The sequence below is a fragment of the Amycolatopsis suaedae genome, from assembly GCF_004214935.1.
GTDB classification, from domain to species: domain Bacteria; phylum Actinomycetota; class Actinomycetes; order Mycobacteriales; family Pseudonocardiaceae; genus Amycolatopsis; species Amycolatopsis suaedae.
Genome location: NZ_SFCC01000013.1, coordinates 189579 through 207914, shown reverse-complemented (window position 1 = coordinate 207914; position 18336 = coordinate 189579). Strand labels below are relative to the sequence as shown.

The window sequence follows — 18336 nt, the reverse complement described above, 5'->3', positions numbered from 1 at the left end:
CGGCCATGGCAGCTCCCTGCCAAGCGGGGGCCGTCGCGTCCCGGTGGCTGCCGATACTGGCCCCGGCATCGTCGCCGAGCACGAGGGAGAAACGGGTATGCGGATCGTGAAGTGGGCCGCGGTCGCGGGAGCCGGGTGTCTGGTGGGGGCCGGGACGGCGCTGGCCGCGCCCGCGCTGGCGGCGCCGTCGGCACCGCAGTACAAGGTGGTCACCGCCGGCGGCCCGTATGGCGCGTTCGCCCGGTGCCCGGCCGGCTACACCGTCACCGGAGGCGGCTCCGACGGCGTGCCCAACGTGGAGCTGTCGACCTACTACAGCAAGCCGGCGGACGACCTGTCCGGCTGGGCGGTCACCGGCGGCAAGTCCTACATGCTGGCCTACGCCGTGTGCGTGTCCGGCGGCTGAACGATCTCACTATAGTGGCGCTATAGTGAGATCGTGACGGAGAAGATCGGCCGGGCCGAGCGCACCCGCCGCACCCGGGCGCGGATGCTGGACGCCGCGAGGGCGCTGTTCGTCGAACGCGGCTACGCCGGCACGTCGGTGGAGGCCGTGGCCGCTGCCGCGGGCGTCGCCACGCCGACGATCTACTTCACGTTCGGCAGCAAGCGTGTGCTGCTCAAGGAGGTGCTCGACGTCAGCGTCGCCGGTGACGACAGCGCGGTGCCGACGATGGAGCGTCCCTGGTTCGCCGAGGCACTGGCCGAACCCGATCCGGCCGCGCAACTGCGCCTGCAGGTGCGGGCCGCGCGGCGGATCCTCGAGCGGGCCGCCGCCGTGCTGGAGGTCGTCCGGGCCGCGGCGCCGGCGGACGACGAGGTCGCCGCGCTGTGGCGGGTCAACCAGGAGCAGCGGCTCACCGTCCAGCGGCGGCTGGCGGCGGCACTGGCTGGCAAGACCCGCCTGCGGCACGACGTGGACACCGCCGCGGACATCCTGTTCGCCGTACTCGGCCCCGAGCTGTTCGGAGTGCTCACCACGACCCGGGGCTGGTCCTCGGCCCGGTGGGAGGACTGGGCGGTGGACAGCCTCGCGGTCCAGCTGCTGACCTCGCGGGAGGAACGCGATGACGCTCCTGGACGTTGACGGGATCCGGCTGCGCCACCGGTCCGACGGTGCCGGGCCGCCGGTGGTGCTCGTGCACGGGTCGTGGGACGACCTGCACGGCTGGGACCGGCTGGTACCGCATCTGACCGGCGCTCACCGGGTCGTGCGCTATGACCGGCGCGGGCACGGCGGCAGTGACAGCGTGCCGGGGCAGGGGCGGATCGGCGAGGACGTCGACGACCTCGCCGGTGTCCTGAATGGACTCGGCGTCGCGCCGGCCCACGTCGTCGGCCATTCCTACGGCGCCACCGTGGCGCTGCTGCTCGCCCTGCGTCACCCGCGGCTGTGCCGGACGCTGACCGTCCACGAGCCGCCGCTGTTCGCCCTGCTCGCCGGCACCCCCGACGCCGGCCTGCTGGACACGGTGCGCGGGCGGATGGACCGCGTGGCCGGGCTGATCACCGCGGGCAGGCCTGCCGAGGCCACACGGCTGTTCGTCGACGAGGTCGGGTTCGGCCCCGGGACCTGGGAGCGGGTGCTCACGCCGCGGCTGCGGGAGACCTTCGTCGCGCACGCGGACACCTGGCTCGACCAGGCCCGCGACCCGGACCGGCTGGCGCTGGGTGCCGGTGACCTCGCCGCGCTCGCCGTGCCGACGCTGCTCACCCACGGCGACGCCGGGCTGCCCTGGTATCCGCCGGTGATGCGGTCACTCGCCGCGGCCGCGCCCGCGGTGCGGCCGCACCTGATCACCGGGGCGGGGCACGCGCCACACCTGACGCACGCCGCGGAGTTCGCCGCGGCCGTGCTGTCACACACGCGGGCGCGGCCGAGGCCTCAGGCGTAGAGCGCCATCCGGATCGACTCGGGCTCGAAGCCGAGCGACGACCAGAACGCCGCGACGTCCTCGCGGTCCAGCCAGGTCTCCAGGTGCAGCGGGTCGGCGCCGCGGTCGCGCAGCCACCGCATGGCGGCCCTGGCGAGTGCGGAGCCGACCCCGCCGCGGCGGGCATCCGGGACCACGTAACAGGTTTCGATCTCGCCGGTGAGACCGTCCTCGCCCCGCAGCGAGCCGTTGACGAAGCCGACGATCCGGCCGTCGCGCAGTGCCACCAGGCAGAAGTCCCGCTCGTCTGCGGCGCCCGCCGCCAGCAATCGCTCGATCGACGCCAGCTCGCCGGGGGTCATGCGATCGCCATCCGGCAGCTCGCATCCCATGCCGTCCCACAGCCGCGCGACGGCGGGGGCCTCGTCCGCGTGGATACGTCGAACGTTCACCATCAGTGTCTCCTCGTCTCGGGTGGTCGGGTGCCGGTCCGGGACGAGGAGGCGCGCGGGCGCGTCAACCTGGCATGTCCGCGATTCTAGCCCTGCGGGTAGAACACGAACAGCGTGCAGCCGGTGGCGCTCGCGGGCACGTGCCACGACCCGGCCGGGGCGTGCAGGAACGTGCCCGCCGGGTAGTCCCGCGCGCCGTCGTTGAACGTGCCGGCGACCACGTAGACCTCCTCCGGCCCGGGCTCGTGGACGTCGCGGTGCGGCCAGGACGTACCCGGGTCCATCTCCAGCACGTTGGCGTGCGCACCGTCCGGTCCGGTCCACAGTGGACGCAGGCGGATGCCGGGGAACAGTTCGCGGACAGGGGATTCGGCGACGGACACCGAGGTGTAGCCGTCCTGGGTGAGGATCTCGGGGTGCATGCCACCACGGTGCCGCGTGCGGGCCGTCACGGAACAGTGTCCGTGAAGACATCATGGGGTACTTTTCTGCCATGCATCGTGTGGTGGCTCTGGTGCGGCCGGTCCAGTCGACGTTCGAACTCGGCTGCGGCGCCGAGGTCTTCGGCACCACGCGGGCCGAGGTGCCGCAGTACTACGAGTTCGAGGTGTGCACGGAGACCCCGGGCCCCGTGCCGACGACCGCCGGGTACGCGATGTCCGTGCCACTCGGCCTGCGGGCACTGGACTCGGCGGACACCGTGCTCATCCCGGGCTGGCAGCCGGTGGAGCAACCGCTGTCCCCGCGTGTGCGCCGGGCGCTGCTGCGGGCACACGCCCGCGGGGCCCGGCTGGTCACCATCTGTTCCGGGGTGTTCGCGCTGGCCCGTACCGGCCTGCTCGACGGCCGCGCCGCCACCACGCACTGGGCGCGCGCCGGACAACTGCGGCGCGAGTTCCCCCTGGTCCAGGTCGAACCGGACCGGCTCTACGTCGACCACGGCGACGTCGCCACGAGTGCCGGCGCGGGTGCGGGAATCGACCTGTGCCTGCACCTGGTCCGGCGTGACCACGGCGCCGCCCACGCCGCGCTTCTCGCGCGCCACATGGTGATGCCGCCGCACCGGGAAGGCGGCCAGGTGCAGTACGCGCCGCCCCACCAGCCCGCCGACCTGCTGGACGGCCTCGTCGACTGGGTGGACGCGCGGCTGGGCACCGCCCTGTCGGTGAGCGACCTGGCGGCCCGCCTCGGTGTGTCGTCACGCACCCTGGCGCGACGGTTCGCCGACCAGCTCGGCACGAGCCCGGGCGCGTGGCTGCTGGCCCGCCGGGTCGCCGCGGCCCGCACCCTGCTGGAGGAGACGGACCTGCCGGTGGAGGCGATCGCGGCCAGGGTCGGGCTCGCCTCGGCGGTCAACCTGCGCCGTCGCTTCCGTGCCCTGGTGGGAACGAGCCCGGGTGCCTACCGGCGGGCGTTCCGGCTGTCCTGAGCCTGTGTATCGAAAGATACGGCGGGCATAGACTTTCGATTGATGTTTCGCTCGCGTGTTCGATTCTACTGTGGCTGTGTGTACGAGAAACAGTGGTTGAGTTCAGGCGGCGGGCGGGCCGAAGGCGGTCAGGAACCGGTCGCGGAAGGCGCTCATCGGCCAGACGGGTGCCCGCGGGCCGGGTTTCAGGCCGTCCTCCCAGGCCCAGCCCGAGATCCGGTCGAGCACCTCACGGTCCCGGGTGATGATGCTGACCGGCACGTCCTTGCCCGCGTTGTCGCCGGTCACGAACTGGGCGGGCTGGTGGTCGCCGACCATGACGACGACCAGGTTGTCGTCGCCGTGGGTCTCCACATAGGACACCACGGTGTCCAGCGAGTACCGCAGCGACTGGGCGTAGTCCGCGCGCACCGCGGCCGGCTCACTGCCGAAGATGGAGTCCATCCGCTGGTTGTCGCTTGCCGGCATGCTGTGGAAGACGGCGCCGTCACCCACGGCGTCCCACGGCACCGGGCGGGGCGCGGCCGGCCACGGCGAATGGCTGGTCACCAGCGGGATCGCCGCCATCAGCGGACCGCGGCCGGGCGCCTGGCGTTCGGTGCGCTGGAACGTGGCCAGGGTGTACTGGTCGGGCATGGTGGCGTAGCCGAACCGCGGGCCGCGGTAGCCGAGGTCGCCGGCGGCGTAGATGCGGTCGTAGTCGAAGAACCGGCCTTCCGGCCACGCCTCGGTGATGCCCGGCAGCACGCCGACCGCCCGCCACCGCGCCCGCCGGAACGCGCCGCCCAGCGTGAGCCGGTCGCTGGCCAGCAGGGTGTGGTAGCGCAGCTGGTTGTCGATCCACAGCCCGGACAACAGGGTCGCCTGCGCCAGCCAGCTGCCCGCACCGGCCACCGGCGAGGTGAGAAAGCCGCTGCGCGATCCGTACCCGGCCGCGCGCAGCCGCGTGGTCCCGGCGTCGAGCGCGGGGCCGATCCGCGGTGCCAGCTCGGGGTGTTCCAGCGCCGACCGGCCGTAGCTCTCCACGAACGTGATCAGCACGTCCTTGCCGCGCAACGCGGTCAGCAGCCGCTCGCCCGCGACGTCGCGGAAGGGATCGCCCGCGGCCTGCTCGGCGAACACCCGCTGGTCGTGCAGCCCGGCCTGGACCTGGCGGACGTGATCGGCGGCCACCGTGGCCGAGGAGGTGGACACGAGCGGCAGGCCTGGCACGGTGACGAGAATCGACACCACGGCGAGCAGGAGCACGGCCCGCGCGGTCGTCGTGCGGTGCCGGACGGCGACCCGGCTCAGCCGCAGTGCCGCCCACGTCGTGAGCACCAGCAGTCCCGCGGCGAGCAGCACGGCCGCGACCACGGCGCCGACGGCGGCCGCCGCGCCGAGGGTCACGTCGAGATAGTCGACGGCGGGGCCGAGCAGGTACCAGTCGAGCACGAGGTCGAACGGCCGGTTGAGCACCGCGTCGAAGCCGAGGTCGGCGATCTTCAGGATCGCCACGACCCCGGCCAGCACCCCGCAGGCCACCACCGCGACCCGCCGCACCCGTTCCGGCAGCACCAGGACGAGCACGGCCGCGAGCAGCCCCTCGACGGGGAGCCGCAGGAACGCCAGCGGATTCAGGTTCTCCTCGGTGGCGGGCAGGACCAGCGCGGCGAACACGAGCAGTGCGGCCAGCGCCGTGGCCGCGCGCCCCCGCGTCACCGCCGGACGAGCGCGCGGATCGTGTCCCGGCGCAGCCACGCGATCAGGGCCGCGACCACGCCGAGGAGCGCGGGCAACAGCGCGTCACCGTTGGCGAGCAGGAACAGTTCGGTGCCGACCGCGCCGACCATGACGCCGGTCAGCCCGAGTGCCGCCAGCCCGCACAGGCGCGGGATCAGCAGGCCGATCGCGCCGGCGATCTCCAGCACGCCGGTGGTGTAGCGCAGCCACTGGCCCAGGCCGATCTCGTCGAACTTGCGCACCACACCGTCACCGAAGAGGAGGAAACCGCTGTAGACGAAGTAGGCGGCCAGCGCCACCTGCACCACCCACAACACGATCTCGCCGGTGAGACGGAGCGGACTGGTCCGGTCAGACATGGCAGCACCTTTCTGATGTCGGCTGACGGTACAGCCACACGACGTCGCGGCCGAACGACCAGAGCAGCGCCGCCAGCGCCAGGCCGACCGCGACGGCGGGCAACGGGACGGCGCCGGACGCGGCGGCCACGAGCACGATCCCCTGCGCGGCGGCGACCGCCTTGCGGGCCAGGCTCGGCGGCAGCGGCGCGGACAGCCACGGCCACACCCAGGCCGCCGCCACGAACAGGTACCGCAGGGCGCCGACGGCCAGCACCCACGGGCCCAGCGTGGCCGCCACGTGCACGCTGAGCACGAGGATCAGGAACGCGTCGACTTCCATGTCGAAGCGGGCGCCCAGCGCCGAACTGGTTCCGGTGCGGCGGGCGACCCGGCCGTCGACGAAGTCGAGGGCCAGCGCCACGGCGGCCAGCGTGGCGAGCAGCGCGGCCGGGGGCCCACCCGGGTCGGCGACCAGGGCGGTCACCCCGCCGGCCAGGGTCGTGCGGGCCAGGGTGACGTGGTCGGCCGGGCCGAGCGCGAGCCTTCCCGCGTGCCGCATCGCGCGGTGGAGCAGGACGCACGCGGTGGCGCCGACGGCGACGCCGGTGAGCCAGCCCCACGGGCCGAGGCCCGTGGTCGTGGCCAGCGCGGCCAGCAGCAGGACCTGGACCGTGAGCCACGGTGCCCAGGCGGCCGCGTCCGGTCCGGGCGGTGCCGCACCGCGGACGGTGTGCTGAAGTGTGCTCATGCTGCTCCTCGCGACGGCTCGGTGGAGGCTCGCTGTATGACACGTGAGGCACGGGCGTTGTGGTTCAACGCTCCCGGAGAAAGTGCGGTCGGCTGGGTCACAGTCGCCGAGCCGGGGCCGGGCGAGGTCGAGGTCCGCACGCTGTGGTCCGGCGTCAGCCGGGGCACCGAGACGCTGGTGCTGCGCGGCGGGGTGCCTGCCCGCCAGCACGAGCTGATGCGGGCTCCGTTCCAGGACGGTGACTTCCCGTTCCCGGTCAAGTACGGCTACCTCAACGTGGGAGTCGTCGAGACCGGCCCGCCCGAACTGCTCGGCCGCACGGTGTTCTGCCTGTACCCGCACCAGACCCGCTACGTCGTGCCCGCGGCGGCGGTCACCCCGGTCCCCGGCACTGTGCCCGCCTCCCGGGCGGTGCTGGCCGGAACGGTCGAGACCGCGGTCAACGTCGTGTGGGACGCCGCGCCGCTGGTGGGGGACCGGATCGCCGTGGTCGGCGGTGGCATGGTCGGCTGCTGTGTTGCGGCCGTGCTGGGCAGGATCCCGGGCGTCCGGGTCCAGCTGGTCGACACCGACCCGGCCCGGGCCGAGGTGGCAGAGGCCCTCGGCGTCGGTTTCGCCTCGCCCGAGCGGGCCGACGGCGGCCGCGACCTGGTCGTGCACGCCAGCGCGACCGAGGCCGGGCTGGCCCGTGCGCTGGAACTGGCGGCCCCGGGGTGCCCGGTGGTCGAGCTGAGCTGGTTCGGCGACCGGCGGGTCGGCGTGCCGCTGGGGGAGTACTTCCACTCCCGCCGGCTCGTCCTGCGCAGCAGCCAGGTGGGGACGGTCGCGCACCCGCGGCGCACGTTCGCCGAGCGGATGGCGCTGGCGCTGGACCTGCTCGCCGACCCGGTGTTCGACGTGCTGATCACCGGGCGGAGCCCGTTCGAGGAGCTGCCCGCGGTCCTGTCCCGGCTGGCCGCCGGGCCGTCGGCGCAGCTGTGCCATCTGGTCGACTACGGTGCGGCGCATGCTTCCCGGTGACACCACCACCGACGTGCGCGACCGCGGCGCGACCGTGGCCGTCCTGCCGGTCGGCAGCTTCGAGCAGCACGGGCCGTACCTGCCGCTGGCCACCGACACCGCGATCGCCTGCGCCATCGCCGCGCGGATCGCGCGGGCACATCCGGTCCGGCTGCTGCCGCCGGTGACCATCTCCTGCTCACACGAGCACGCCGCCTGGCCTGGCACGGTCAGCATCTCGGCGGCCACGCTCTACGCCGTCGTGCGGGACGTCGCGGGCTCGCTGCGCCGCTCCGGCGTGCCGAACCTGGTGCTGGTCAACGGCCACGGCGGCAACTACGTCCTGGCCAACGTGGTGCAGGAATCCGAAGGGATGGCCCTGTTCCCCGGCCAGGCGGACTGGGAGCGGGCACGGGCGGCCGCGGGGATCGAGACCCCCGCCGACAGCGACATGCACGCCGGTGAACTGGAGACCTCGATCCTGCTGCACGCCCATCCCGAGCTGGTCCGCCCCGGCGCCGAGACGTCCGACCACCTCGCCGACGACCGGCCGCACCTGCTCACCCTCGGCCTGCGGCCCTACACCGAGTCCGGTGTCGTCGGCCTGCCCTCACGCGCCACGGCCGGCAAGGGCGAGGCGCTGCTGGCTGCGCTGACCGACGCGTTCGGCGAGTACCTCACCGTGCTGGGGACGCCGGGATAGCACCAGCACCCCCGGCGCCGCGGCCGCCAGCGCCAGAACGCCGTACACCACCGCCGTCGTCAGTCCCTGCCCGGCGCCCAGTCCGGTCGCGCCGAACGCCACGGCGAGAAACGCCTCCCGCGGCCCCCAGCCGCCGATACTGACCGGCACCGCCATCACCAGCAACGCGGGCAGGGCCAGTGCCACCAGGTGCCCCACCGGCGCGGCCACCCCCGCAGCCCGTGCGGCCACGACGAACAACGCCAGGTGCCCGGCCAGCACGGCGGCCGACGCCAGGGTCACCCTGGGCAGCGCGTACGCCGACAGCAGCCCCGCCCGGGCGTCGGCCCAGGTCGTCCGCGCCACCCGGCGTACCCGGGCCGACGCCACCGCGGCCAGCCCGCACCCGGCCACCATCGCCGTGACCACCATCGCCGCCACGGTGCCGTCCACGGCCACCCCGGGCAGCGGCCGCGCGACCAGCACGGCCACCGCCGCGGCCACCAGGACCGCCTGCCCGGCGAACCGTTCGAACACCACCGCCCGCACCCCGCGGCCGAGGTCGCCGCAGCGCCGCCCGTGGTCGACGGCACGGTGCACGTCGCCGAGCACCCCGGCCGGCAGCACCGCGTTGAGCAGCAGGCCCCGGTAGTAGTCCGCGACGGCTGTCCACAGTGGAAGCGACAACCCAAGCCCCCGCGCAACCACACGCCAGCGCCAGGCGCTGGCCACCGTCGTCACCAGCCCGATGCCGACCGCGGCGGTCACCGACCGGACGTCCACCGCGGCCAGCCCGTCGGCGACGGCGTCGGTGCCCAGCCGCCACACCAGTGCGGCCAGGATTCCCACTGCCAGCAACGGCCGTACCCACCGCCAGATCCGCCGCGTCATGCCGCCGCACCCGGCAGCGCGAGCAGGTCGGCGTGGCCGACCGTCACCCGGACACCGGCGGCCAGGCGCCCGCGCAGATACCGCTCACCCGCCTCGGCCAGCGCCGGTTCCTGCTCACAGGCCGCGCCCACCCAGCCACGCAGCCACTCGGCGGTCAGCGCGGCCTGATCGGGCCCGAGCCGCCAGGGACTGGGCCTGGTCACCACCTCGGCCCCGCGGCGGCGGAACGCCACGGTGGCGGCCTCGACCGCGTCCGGCCCGAGCAGGTGCCTGCCGCCGGTCTCCCGCCGCTGGTGTGCGTTGAACGCCGCCTCGAACTCCGCGTCGAGCGGATCGGCGGGGTCGAGGTCGACCCGGCCGGTCACCGACAGCGTGAACAACGCGGGCACCCCGGCTGCCACGCAGGTCGCGGCCAGTGCCTCCACCTCGCTCGTGGTGAGCAAGTCCAGCAGTGCCGACGCGGTCACCGCCGACGTCCCCTCGAGGTCGGCGGGGCGCAGCCCGGTGAGGTCACCCAGCCGCGTCTCGACGGTCACCCCCTGCCCGGTCATGCTCGCACCGGCCAGTGCCAGCAGGCCGGGGTCCCGGTCCTGCAGAATCCAGTGCCGCGCGCCCGGCCAGCGCTCGCGCAGCCAGCGTCCCATCGATCCCGTGCCACACCCCAGATCACGGATCACGGCCCGATCCGGTTCACCGACGTTGTCCCGGAGCAGGCCGGCCAGGTCGTCGGCCCTGGCGGCCGCGTCGGCGGGCTCGCGCAGGGCGAGCCAGTCCGGCGAGAAGCCACTCATGCGCGCAGGCTAACCAGGATCGCCGCCAGGTTCCCGGCGGACACGTCCCAGCCGGGCAGCCGGGAACGCCGCTCGCGGGCCGCCGACCGCAACCGTTTGCGCCACGGTTCGTCGGTGAACCAGCGGCGCAGCGCCGCCGCCAGCGCCGCCGCGTCGCCGGGCGGGACCAGCAGCCCGGCCTCGCCCAGCGCGTCCGCGACCCCGCTGGCGACGACCGGGATTCCCCTGGCCAGCGCCTCGGTCACCACCATGCCGTAGGTCTCCGCCCGCGACGCCAGCACGAACAGGTCGGCGGCGGCGTAGGCGCGCTCCAGCGGGACGCCGGTGAGCGGCCCGGGAAACAGCACCCGGTCACCGATGCCCGCCCGCCGGGCGAGCGCCGCCACCCGCGCGGCCTGCCCGGCATCGCGGGGCGGGCCGGCACAGGTACACGTCCACGGCAGGCCGGCGACCTCCGCGAGCGCCGCCACCAGCACGTCGTGGCCCTTGCGGGGCGTCACCGACGCCACGCACAGCAACCCGGACACCCCGTCGGTGCCCGGCGCGAGCGGCGCCGGATCGGTCCCGGGCACGACGGTGTGCACCCGGCTCAGCCGGTGCCGCCGCGCCAGCCGGCCCGCCGCGGCGGGACCGGTGGCCACCACCGCGGCCGCCGCCCGCAGGCAGGCCCGCTCGGCCGCGTCCAGCTCCGCCGCCGTCGCCGGATCCAGCCCGGTCTCCTCGGCCAGCGGCAGGTGCACGAGCACGGCCAGCCGCAGGCGCCCGGCGTGCGGGACGACCACGTCCGGCACACCACCCGCGACCAGTCCGTCGAGCAGCACCACCGCGCCGTCGGGAATACCGGCCAGCGACTCCGCCAGCCGCGCGCGGGCACGGGCGTCCGGCCGCGGCCAGGACCCCGGCACGGCGTGCTCACGCACGTCGGCGCCGAGCGCGGCCAGTCCGGCGCTGATCCGGCGGTCGTAGACGTTGCCACCGCTGGCCGCCGCCGGATCGTCGACGTCACCGGGAAGGACGAAGTGCACCCGGCGGTCAGAGGCGGCGTTCGTAACTGGCCCAGGCGACATGGGACTCGCGCAGGGTGACCTCCACGGCGGCGAGCCCGCGGGCAGCCTCACCCAGCTCGCCCGCGGCGATCCGGTCGGCGAGGCGATCGGCCACCACCTTGGCGAGGAACTCGGTGGACGTGTTCACCCCGGCGAACGCGGGATCCTCGTCGAGGTTGCGGTAGTTCAGGCCGGCCAGCACCTCGCCCAGCTGGGTGGTGGCCAGCCCGATGTCGACCACGATGTTGTCGGCGTCCAGCTCGGTCCGGGTGAACCGCGCGTCCACCACGTACGTGGCTCCATGCAGACGCTGCGCCGGTCCGAAGACCTCCCCGCGGAAGCTGTGGGCGATCATCATGTGATCGCGAACGGTGATGCTGAACAGGGTGACCTCCACGGGAGGAGCGGGCTACGGTGTGCGTCCGGCCGAGCGTAATCACGCCCGGCCGTGTTGGCAGCGAGGGGACCGGATGCGTGAGCACACCGACGACACACTGAGCGAGGCCGATGTTGCCGAGTCCGCGCTGGTCACCCGCAGGGGCACCTTCCGGGCGGTGGCGTTCCGCGCGGGCGGGCACGAGCACATGGCGCTCGTCTTCGGCCAGGGGCTCCGGGACGACGTGCTCGTGCGTGTGCACTCCGAGTGCATGACCGGCGACATCTTCGGCGCCCTGCGCTGCGAATGCGGCGAACAGCTCGACGCCGCGCTGGACACGATCGTCCGTGAGGGCGGCGGGATCCTGGTGTACCTGCGTGGCCACGAGGGCCGCGGGATCGGCCTGGTCGCCAAGGTCCGCACACACGTCCTGCAGGACGAGGCCGGCCTGGACACCCTCGACTCGGCGACCTCGCTCGGCCTGCCCGTCGACGTGCGGGACTACACGCCCGCGGTCCGCGTCCTGCGCCACCTCGGCGTGCGGTCGGTGCGGCTGCTGTCGAACAACCCGGACAAGGTCGCGGCGCTGGAGTCGCACGGCATCCAGGTGACCGAGAAGGTCCCGCTGCTCGCGCCCCCCAACGACCACAACATCCGTTACCTGTCCGCCAAACGCGACCGTCTCGGCCACGACCTGCCCCAGGTCGACCTGTTCGGCCGCGGGCACTCGCCCGCGGCGGAGACGTGACCGGCGACTGGGCCGGGCTGCTCCCGGTGGCTCGCGCGGCCGTCGCGCTCGGCACCCGGATCGTGGCCGAGCGCGCGCCCCGGTCGGTCACCGCCAAGGGCGACCGCGACCTGGTGACCGACGTCGACCTCGCCGTCGAGGACGCCGTGCGCGGCTTCCTCGCCCGCGAGACGCCCGGTATCGGCCTGCTCGGCGAGGAACACGGCCGGAGCGGTCCCGGCGACGACACCCTGTGGTGGGTGCTCGACCCGGTGGACGGCACCGCCAACCTGGCCCGCGGCAGCCCGCTCTGCGCGGTGTCGCTGGGCCTGGTCGCCGGCCGGCGGGCCGTGCTGGCCGCCATCGACATGCCGTTCCTCGGCACCGGCTACACCGCCACGGCCGGCGGCGGCGCCTTCTGCGATGACGAGCCCATCCGCGTGGCCGGCACCGCGGCGCTGCCCGACGCCGCGGTCTCGCTGGGCGACTTCGCCGTCGGCGAGGGTGCGGAGCCGAAGAACCGGCTGCGGCTGGAACTGCTGGCCCGGCTGGGCGCGCGGGCGCACCGCGTGCGGATGCTCGGCAGCGCCGCCATCGACCTGGCCTGGGTCGCGCACGGCAGGCTGGACGCGACGGTCATCCTGGCCAACCTGCCGTGGGACACCGCGGCTGGCGTCCTGCTGGTGCGCGAGGCCGGCGGCGTGGTGGCCGACCTCGACGGCACCGACCACACCACCGACTCCGCGGCGACCATCGCCGTCTGCCCCGGCCTGCGGGACGCGCTCACCGGCCTCCTGCGTGAATCTGGCGGCCGCTAGAACCGATCTGGCGCCTCAGGGGTGACAACGACACCGAACCTGAGGGAGATCAGCGCATGACCGTTCTCGTCACCGGAGCCACCGGAACCGTCGGCCGCCAGGTGGTGGCCCAGCTCGCCGCCGCGGGACACCCGGTGCGCGCGCTGACCCGCGACCCGGCGAAGGCACGGTTGCCCGAGGGGGTCGAGGTCGCCCGCGGCGACCTCACCGAGCCGGACAGCGTCGCACCGGCACTGGACGGCGTCACCGGGCTGCACCTGATCACCTTCGGCGGCGACGACGGCGAGCCGCTGGCGACCGGACCGCGGCTGGTGGAGCTGGCCACCCGCGCCGGGGTGCGGCGGGTGAGCGTGCTGTCCGGGTTCGACCGGGGCGGGGTGGAGGCCGCGCTCGCGGACAGCACGCTGCCGTGGGCGCACCTGCAGCCGGTGGAGTTCATGGCCAACGCCCTGGAGTGGGCGGAATCCGCCCGGACCGAGGGTGTGGTGCGGGTCTTCGGCGACAAGCCCGGTTCGGTGGTGCACGAGGCCGACATCGCCGCGGTCGCGGTGGCCGTGCTCACCACCGGCGGCCTGGCCACCGCGGGCGGCAGCGAGTACCCGATCACCGGGCCGGAGCCGCTCTCGCCGCGGCAGCGGGTGGCGATCCTGGCCGAGGCCGCCGGCCGGCCGATCCGGTTCGAGCCGCTGACCGAGGACCAGGAACGGGCCCGGCTGGCGGCCATGGGCTGGCCGCCGGACTACGTCGAGTTCGGCATCCAGCTCGCCCTCGACCCGCCCGCGGAAGGCGCGGCCGTGACGCCGACCGTGCGGGAGGTCACCGGCCGCCCGCCCCGGACCTTCGCCCAGTGGGCGAGCGAGCACGCCGCGGAGTTCCGGCCCTGATCAGCGGCGCCAGCTGAGCGGCGTCGCGGGCTGGTACCGGCACGCGGTGCCGGTGGTCACCGATTCCCGCAGGTGCCGGGCCAGCTCGGGATGCTGGCTGTCCAGCCTGCGCAGCGTGTCGTGGATCCGGTTGGTCACCGCCTTGCGGGCCCGCTCGGCGTCGTCGCCGAGGCGGCGTGGCCTGCCACCCAGCCCGGTGGCGGTACGCAGTTCGTCGAGCAGGGCCTGCCGTTCCCGGTCGAGTCCGGCCGCCCGCTCGTCGGCACCGCGGCCGGTGGCGGCCTCGATGTCCGAGTCCAGCTCGGCGAGCCGCCGCCGGTACGCGGCACGGGCCCGCTCGTCGAGCACCGGGTCCGCCCCCGGCGGGCGGGCGCCACCGGCCAGCCGGACGGCCGGAATGTCGCGGCCGGGCTGGCCGAGCAGCGTGTGCAGGTCGCGCAGTCCCTTGGCGTCGGGCAGGTGCGCCGTCCGGCCGCCGAATCCCAGTTCCCACACCTCGCCGGTGAACCGGAACGTCGGCGGGCTTGCCGGGGACATCCCGCAATCGTGCGCGATCCGGGACGCGGCGGCACGCAGCGACTCCGCCGCGGCGTCGTCGCCCGGCCCGCCACGGGCCGTCAGCGCGGCGGCCAGTCCGTCCCTGGCCTCCACCGCCCACGGCAGGGCACCCAGCCGGTCGGCGGCCGCGACGACGGTGGACCACCGGCCGACGGCCGCGTCCCACTCGCCCTCGGCGGCGTCGAGCCGGGCCAGCCACCCGTCGACCGGCCCGTCGACGACGACGGTCGCGGTCACCGCCCACTGCCCGGAGAACGGCGCCACCTGCTCGCGGACCGCCGCGCACAGCCCGGGATCACCGGACAGCGCGGCCGTCTCGGCTCGCAACCGCAGCCACAGCGGGGCCAGCCAGCGCGGAATGTCGTCCCCGGCAACGGACAGCTCCGCCAGCCGGGACAGCGCACCGGGAAGGTCGCCCGCCGCGACCGCGGACATGCCTTCCAGCAACGGCAGGAACGCTGGCGGATCGGCCCGCAGGCCGGCGAGCAGGCCGACGGCCTCGCCGGTGCGGCCCTGCCGCAACGCGATCGACCACCGTTGCAGGCCCCACAGGTGATCGCGGTCGAAATGCGGCTGCTCACCGAGTTCCCTGGCGGTGTCGGCGGCGGCGCGGGCGTCGTCGAACCGCCCGGTGAACGCGGCCACCAGCGTCTCGGTGACGGCGGCGTCGTGGCGGTGAGCCGCGGGCCCGGAACCGGCCGCGGCGGTGAAGGCGCGATGCTCGGCCAGGTACCGCGGGTCGCCCAGCTCCAGCAGCGCGCCGATCCGCCAGGGCGCCACCCGTGCCGGCTGCCCGGTCAGCGTCAGGAGTTCGTCGGTGACGGCCAGCCGTTCCGCGGCCGTGCCCAGTCCCCAGACCGACGCGAGCCGGGACAGCAGGGCGAACTCCAGCTCGTCGCCGTCGCCCGTGCGCCGGGCCAGTTCCACCGCAGAGTCGCTCAGCTCGCGGGCGGCCGGGTCCAGCCGGTGCGGGCGTCCGGCGGGCGGGGCCGCGTGGTCCCCGCCGCCGAGGCGGGCGTGGGCGTGCTGGATGAACGCCTCCTGGTCGGCTTCGACCGGTCCTCGCTTGTCCAGCAGGAGCAGGGTGAGCGCGGTGCGGGCGAGCACGGCGGGGTCGCCGGTCCGCCGCGCCGCGGCCATGGCGGTACGCAGGGCGTTCCTGCTGCCGTCGAAGTCGCCGGCCGAATGCAGGGCGCTGCCCAGTTCCACGCCGAGTGCGGCGTGGCGGTCCAGGGCGTCGGCGGGTACGCGGTCCAGTGCGTGCCGGTAGTGCCGGGCGGCTTCGGCCGGGGCCAGCCGGCCGGCGGCGTCCTCGGCGGCGGCCACGAGCTGGCGCACCACGTCCCCTGGCGGCAGCGCGGTGCCCGCCGCGAGCGCGTGTGCGGCGCGTTCGGTGGGCAGCACCGCGAGCGTGGGATCGGCTTCGGCCGCCCGCACCACCGCGGCGTGCCGGGCAGCGGCGTCGAGTCCATTGTGGAGTGACTCGCGGACGAGGTCGTGGACGAACGCGTACCGGTCACCGGGCAGTTCCACCACCAGGCGCGCCGCGACGGCCGCGTCCAGCGCCGCCGGACCGGTCCCGGTGACGGCGGCCAGCAGCGGCGCGGTGAACTCGCCGCCCAGCAGCGCGGCGGTGCGCAGCACGTCCACGGTGGCGGCGGGCAGCCGGGACAGCCGCCGCTCGACGACCGCCCTGGCGCCGGGCGGGATCGAGCCGAGCGCGCTGCCGCCCTGCCACAGGCGGGCCAGCTGCTCGACGAAGAACGGGTTGCCGCCGCTGCGGCGGCTGATCACGTCGACGGTGTCCTCGCCGGGCGAGAATCCGGTGACCTCGCGGACCAGCTCGGCGACACCCGCGCGGTCCAGCCCGGTCAGCGGTACCGGGAACGCCGTGGCCAGCAACGGGGTGAGACCGGCGCCGGCCTCGCCGTCGCGGTAGGTGCCCAGCACCAGCACGCGGTCGTGGCGGGTGTGCTGGACGACGAACTCCAGCAGCCGCAACGAGGCGTCGTCGGCCCAGTGCAGGTCTTCGACGACGACCACCAGCGGCGCGGCGGCCGTCAGCAGCGACGTGACGGCCTCGCCGAGGGCGAATCCGGGCTCGCCGAGGGCGGTGCTGCCGGGGGAGAGGGTGCGCACCACCTGCCGCCACGGCCACAGGTCGGGCGCGCCCCCGGACCAGCACGCCGCGTTGACGACGGGCACGGCGGCGCCCGCGGTCACCTCGGCGACCAGCGCGCTCTTGCCGATGCCCGCCTCACCGCCGATCAGCACGAGTCCGCCGGCCGTCGTGGCGATCCGCGCCCGCAGTTGCGCGACCGGGCGGTCGCGCCCGATCAGCACGGCGTGTCCTCGCCGAGCGCGGCGGCGAACGCCCGGACCAGCGCGGTTTCCCCGGCCGTCCGCCAGACCAGTCCCCAGTGGACGGACGGTGCGCCGGTGAACGGGACGTAGGCGATGGTGGGCCGGGCGAAGTAGGCGGCGGCGTGTGCGGCGAGCGGGCAGATTCCCTTGCCCGCGGCCACACTCGCCAGCAGTTCCTGGAACGTGGCGACGGGCTCACCGCGGCGTACCGGCTCGCCGCCGGGCGTGTGCCACGGGTCGTCTGGCTCCCAGTACGGCCGGGGCGGGTGGGCCGCGCGCAGCACCGGATCGTGGGCGAGGTCGTCGAGCGTCACGCTGGCCCGGCCGGCCAGCCGGTGCCGGGCGGGAACGGCGAGCACCATCGGCTCGGTGTACACCGCCGGTCCGGCGGTGAGGCCGGGTTCGTCCACCGGCAGCAGCGTGACCAGGACGTCGACCTCGCCGTCCCGCAGCATGGCGAACGGGTCGGCGAAGTCGACTTCGCGGATCTCCAGGACGCAGCCGGGGTGGCGGGCGCGGAAGCGGTCCAGCGCCACCAGATCGGCGACCCCGGGTGCCTCGAACCCGGCGCGGAGCACGCCGGTGACACCCCGCCCGGCGGCGACGGCCCGGTCGATCCCGGCCAGGATGGCCCGGTAGCCGGGCAGCAGGTCGTCCCGCAGCCGCGCGCCGATCGGCGTCAGCGCGACCCGGCGGCTGGTGCGGTCGAACAGCGGAGCGCCGATGCGGCGTTCGACCTTCCGGATCGACTGGCTGACCCGCGCCTGCGACACCCGCAGCCGCTCGGCGGTGCGGCCGAAGTGCAGTTCGTCGGCCAGCGTCAAGAAGATCTCGATCTCACGCCACTCCACCGCGCAACGATAACCCAGAGGTTATCGATCGTGTCGGGATCGGCCGTTGTTCCGGCTCCCGGCCGAGCCGACCATGGGTGTCAACGAGACCACAGGGAGGAACCATGACGATCGTCCGCGGCGCCGAGGCGGAAGTGCTCACCGACGGCCCCGGCAGCGTGATCACGCTGCTCACCGACGACGCGGCGCTGACCAGCAACCGCGCCACGCTCGCGCCCGGGGCGGCGGGTGCGCCCGCCCACTTCCACACCAAGGCGAGCGAGGTGTTCTTCGTCCTGGACGGCACGCTGGAGGTGCTGGTGGGCGAGGAGGTGGTCACCCTGGGCAAGGGTGACCACCTGGTCGTCCCGCCGGGTACCCCGCACGCCTTCGCCCCGGCTCCCGGCAGCGCCGCCGACGTGCTGGTCACGTTCACCCCGGGCATGGCACGCTTCGACTACTACCGCCTGCTGCACCGGGTCAACCTCGGCGAGGCCGACCCAGCCGAGATCGGCGCGTCGGGGAGCGCTTCGACAACCACTACGTCGACAGCCCGGTATGGGCCCGCCGGCGTGAAGTGGCCGTGTGACGGCACCGGCGGCCGCATACGGTAGGTTCGCGAAAAGCGGCCGCGCGCGGTCGGGCCGCGTCGCCGGGGGCGGTAGCTCAGCTGGTTAGAGCAGGGGACTCATAATCCCTTGGCCGCGGGTTCGAGCCCCGCCCGCCCCACAACCAGCCCAAACCAAGGGATTCGATCCCGTACAGCGCTGCCAGGCCAAGGGATTTGTGCCCTGGCCTTCCGTA

General features: G+C 74.7%; 20 protein-coding genes, 1 tRNA gene and 1 pseudogene. 11 read left to right on the top strand and 11 right to left on the bottom strand.

Annotated features, from left to right (window positions below; genetic code table 11):
- The first annotated feature begins 97 nt into the window (after positions 1 to 97).
- The 3 genes from EWH70_RS25520 to EWH70_RS25510 are packed head-to-tail and all read left to right on the top strand — an operon-like array spanning position 98 to position 1895.
- Positions 98 to 406 (top strand): hypothetical protein, encoded by a 309-nt coding sequence (locus tag EWH70_RS25520; protein ID WP_130478046.1) that lies wholly within the window; start codon positions 98 to 100, stop codon positions 404 to 406.
- Positions 407 to 439: 33 nt separating this feature from the next.
- Complete coding sequence (locus EWH70_RS25515) at positions 440 to 1087, top strand: TetR/AcrR family transcriptional regulator (protein WP_240687222.1); 648 nt, start codon at positions 440 to 442, stop codon at positions 1085 to 1087.
- Complete coding sequence (locus EWH70_RS25510; RefSeq protein ID WP_130478045.1) at positions 1068 to 1895, top strand: alpha/beta fold hydrolase; 828 nt, start codon at positions 1068 to 1070, stop codon at positions 1893 to 1895. The genes EWH70_RS25515 and EWH70_RS25510 overlap by 20 nt, the downstream gene beginning before the upstream one ends.
- On the opposite strand, the gene EWH70_RS25505 is transcribed toward EWH70_RS25510, so the two are convergent.
- Positions 1886 to 2329 carry a GNAT family N-acetyltransferase gene (locus EWH70_RS25505; RefSeq protein WP_130478044.1) on the bottom strand — a complete coding sequence of 148 codons (444 nt, stop codon included), beginning with the start codon at positions 2327 to 2329 and terminating at the stop codon, positions 1886 to 1888. The genes EWH70_RS25510 and EWH70_RS25505 overlap by 10 nt on opposite strands.
- Positions 2330 to 2412: 83 nt before the next feature.
- On the bottom strand, positions 2413 to 2748 hold the full coding sequence (locus EWH70_RS25500) for a cupin domain-containing protein (protein ID WP_130478043.1): 336 nt from the start codon (positions 2746 to 2748) through the stop codon (positions 2413 to 2415).
- A gap of 71 nt (positions 2749 to 2819) precedes the next feature.
- Between EWH70_RS25500 and EWH70_RS25495 the strand changes: the two genes are divergently transcribed.
- The gene (locus EWH70_RS25495; RefSeq protein WP_130478042.1) at positions 2820 to 3755 is read left to right on the top strand and encodes a GlxA family transcriptional regulator; all 936 of its coding nucleotides are present in this window, start codon (positions 2820 to 2822) and stop codon (positions 3753 to 3755) included.
- Positions 3756 to 3857: 102 nt separating this feature from the next.
- Here EWH70_RS25495 and EWH70_RS25490 read toward each other — a convergent pair whose 3' ends face one another.
- From EWH70_RS25490 to EWH70_RS25480, 3 genes are read right to left on the bottom strand one after another with little or no spacing between them, the layout of a single operon-like run.
- Positions 3858 to 5456 (bottom strand): alkaline phosphatase family protein, encoded by a 1599-nt coding sequence (locus EWH70_RS25490; RefSeq protein WP_130478041.1) that lies wholly within the window; start codon positions 5454 to 5456, stop codon positions 3858 to 3860.
- Positions 5453 to 5836 (bottom strand): DoxX family protein, encoded by a 384-nt coding sequence (locus tag EWH70_RS25485; protein WP_130478040.1) that lies wholly within the window; start codon positions 5834 to 5836, stop codon positions 5453 to 5455. Before EWH70_RS25485 ends, EWH70_RS25490 begins: the two co-directional genes overlap by 4 nt.
- Positions 5829 to 6566, bottom strand: a complete 738-nt coding sequence (locus tag EWH70_RS25480; protein WP_130478039.1) for a CDP-alcohol phosphatidyltransferase family protein — start codon at positions 6564 to 6566, stop codon at positions 5829 to 5831. Before EWH70_RS25480 ends, EWH70_RS25485 begins: the two co-directional genes overlap by 8 nt.
- Before the next feature lie 36 nt (positions 6567 to 6602).
- Here EWH70_RS25480 and EWH70_RS25475 point away from each other — a divergent pair, with 36 nt between their 5' ends.
- Positions 6603 to 7586, top strand: a complete 984-nt coding sequence (locus tag EWH70_RS25475) for a zinc-dependent alcohol dehydrogenase (RefSeq protein WP_130478038.1) — start codon at positions 6603 to 6605, stop codon at positions 7584 to 7586.
- Complete coding sequence (locus EWH70_RS25470; protein WP_130478037.1) at positions 7573 to 8268, top strand: creatininase family protein; 696 nt, start codon at positions 7573 to 7575, stop codon at positions 8266 to 8268. Before EWH70_RS25475 ends, EWH70_RS25470 begins: the two co-directional genes overlap by 14 nt.
- On the opposite strand, the gene EWH70_RS25465 is transcribed toward EWH70_RS25470, so the two are convergent.
- The 4 genes from EWH70_RS25465 to EWH70_RS25450 are packed head-to-tail and all read right to left on the bottom strand — an operon-like array spanning position 8176 to position 11360.
- The gene (locus EWH70_RS25465; RefSeq protein ID WP_130478036.1) at positions 8176 to 9138 is read right to left on the bottom strand and encodes a lysylphosphatidylglycerol synthase transmembrane domain-containing protein; all 963 of its coding nucleotides are present in this window, start codon (positions 9136 to 9138) and stop codon (positions 8176 to 8178) included. The two genes, EWH70_RS25470 and EWH70_RS25465, sit on opposite strands and share 93 nt — an antisense overlap.
- Positions 9135 to 9929, bottom strand: coding sequence for a methyltransferase domain-containing protein (locus EWH70_RS25460; protein ID WP_130478035.1), 795 nt, complete (start codon positions 9927 to 9929; stop codon positions 9135 to 9137). Before EWH70_RS25460 ends, EWH70_RS25465 begins: the two co-directional genes overlap by 4 nt.
- Entirely contained in the window at positions 9926 to 10954 is a 1029-nt protein-coding gene (locus EWH70_RS25455; protein ID WP_240687221.1) for a glycosyltransferase family 4 protein, read from the bottom strand. Before EWH70_RS25455 ends, EWH70_RS25460 begins: the two co-directional genes overlap by 4 nt.
- Before the next feature lie 7 nt (positions 10955 to 10961).
- Positions 10962 to 11360: a 6-pyruvoyl trahydropterin synthase family protein gene (locus EWH70_RS25450; RefSeq protein WP_130478126.1), complete on the bottom strand. Its 399-nt coding sequence runs from the start codon at positions 11358 to 11360 to the stop codon at positions 10962 to 10964.
- Positions 11361 to 11445: 85 nt separating this feature from the next.
- Between EWH70_RS25450 and EWH70_RS25445 the strand changes: the two genes are divergently transcribed.
- Genes EWH70_RS25445 through EWH70_RS25435 form a run of 3 tightly spaced genes read left to right on the top strand, consistent with a single transcriptional unit; the run spans position 11446 to position 13780 of the window.
- Positions 11446 to 12099, top strand: a complete 654-nt coding sequence (locus EWH70_RS25445) for a GTP cyclohydrolase II (RefSeq protein ID WP_130478033.1) — start codon at positions 11446 to 11448, stop codon at positions 12097 to 12099.
- A complete protein-coding gene (locus EWH70_RS25440) occupies positions 12096 to 12896 on the top strand; it encodes an inositol monophosphatase family protein (RefSeq protein WP_130478032.1) in 801 nt (266 codons plus the stop codon). Before EWH70_RS25445 ends, EWH70_RS25440 begins: the two co-directional genes overlap by 4 nt.
- 56 nt (positions 12897 to 12952) lie before the next feature.
- On the top strand, positions 12953 to 13780 hold the full coding sequence (locus EWH70_RS25435; protein WP_130478031.1) for an NAD(P)H-binding protein: 828 nt from the start codon (positions 12953 to 12955) through the stop codon (positions 13778 to 13780).
- On the opposite strand, the gene EWH70_RS25430 is transcribed toward EWH70_RS25435, so the two are convergent.
- Together EWH70_RS25430 and EWH70_RS25425 are read right to left on the bottom strand one after the other, a co-directional pair.
- Positions 13781 to 16681 (bottom strand): ATP-binding protein, encoded by a 2901-nt coding sequence (locus EWH70_RS25430; protein ID WP_130478030.1) that lies wholly within the window; start codon positions 16679 to 16681, stop codon positions 13781 to 13783. It lies immediately after the preceding gene.
- Complete coding sequence (locus tag EWH70_RS25425) at positions 16675 to 17553, bottom strand: LysR family transcriptional regulator (protein WP_130478029.1); 879 nt, start codon at positions 17551 to 17553, stop codon at positions 16675 to 16677. The genes EWH70_RS25430 and EWH70_RS25425 overlap by 7 nt, the downstream gene beginning before the upstream one ends.
- Before the next feature lie 104 nt (positions 17554 to 17657).
- Here EWH70_RS25425 and EWH70_RS25420 point away from each other — a divergent pair.
- A pseudogene (locus EWH70_RS25420) lies at positions 17658 to 18121 on the top strand (cupin domain-containing protein).
- 66 nt (positions 18122 to 18187) lie between these two features.
- Positions 18188 to 18261 (top strand) — tRNA-Ile (locus EWH70_RS25415).
- Positions 18262 to 18336: the final 75 nt, after the last annotated feature.

Bases quoted from the DNA above. Each gene is read 5' to 3' on its own strand.
- EWH70_RS25495 (WP_130478042.1), top strand. From the start codon at position 2,820: ATGCATCGTGTGGTGGCTCTGGTGCGGCCGGTCCAGTCGACGTTCGAA.
- EWH70_RS25470 (WP_130478037.1), top strand. From the start codon at position 7,573: ATGCTTCCCGGTGACACCACCACCGACGTGCGCGACCGCGGCGCGACC.
- EWH70_RS25510 (WP_130478045.1), top strand. From the start codon at position 1,068: ATGACGCTCCTGGACGTTGACGGGATCCGGCTGCGCCACCGGTCCGAC.
- EWH70_RS25480 (WP_130478039.1), bottom strand. From the start codon at position 6,566: ATGAGCACACTTCAGCACACCGTCCGCGGTGCGGCACCGCCCGGACCG.
- EWH70_RS25460 (WP_130478035.1), bottom strand. From the start codon at position 9,929: ATGAGTGGCTTCTCGCCGGACTGGCTCGCCCTGCGCGAGCCCGCCGAC.
- EWH70_RS25465 (WP_130478036.1), bottom strand. From the start codon at position 9,138: ATGACGCGGCGGATCTGGCGGTGGGTACGGCCGTTGCTGGCAGTGGGA.
- EWH70_RS25500 (WP_130478043.1), bottom strand. From the start codon at position 2,748: ATGCACCCCGAGATCCTCACCCAGGACGGCTACACCTCGGTGTCCGTC.
- EWH70_RS25505 (WP_130478044.1), bottom strand. From the start codon at position 2,329: ATGGTGAACGTTCGACGTATCCACGCGGACGAGGCCCCCGCCGTCGCG.
- EWH70_RS25520 (WP_130478046.1), top strand. From the start codon at position 98: ATGCGGATCGTGAAGTGGGCCGCGGTCGCGGGAGCCGGGTGTCTGGTG.
- EWH70_RS25435 (WP_130478031.1), top strand. From the start codon at position 12,953: ATGACCGTTCTCGTCACCGGAGCCACCGGAACCGTCGGCCGCCAGGTG.
- EWH70_RS25475 (WP_130478038.1), top strand. From the start codon at position 6,603: ATGACACGTGAGGCACGGGCGTTGTGGTTCAACGCTCCCGGAGAAAGT.
- EWH70_RS25485 (WP_130478040.1), bottom strand. From the start codon at position 5,836: ATGTCTGACCGGACCAGTCCGCTCCGTCTCACCGGCGAGATCGTGTTG.
- EWH70_RS25445 (WP_130478033.1), top strand. From the start codon at position 11,446: ATGCGTGAGCACACCGACGACACACTGAGCGAGGCCGATGTTGCCGAG.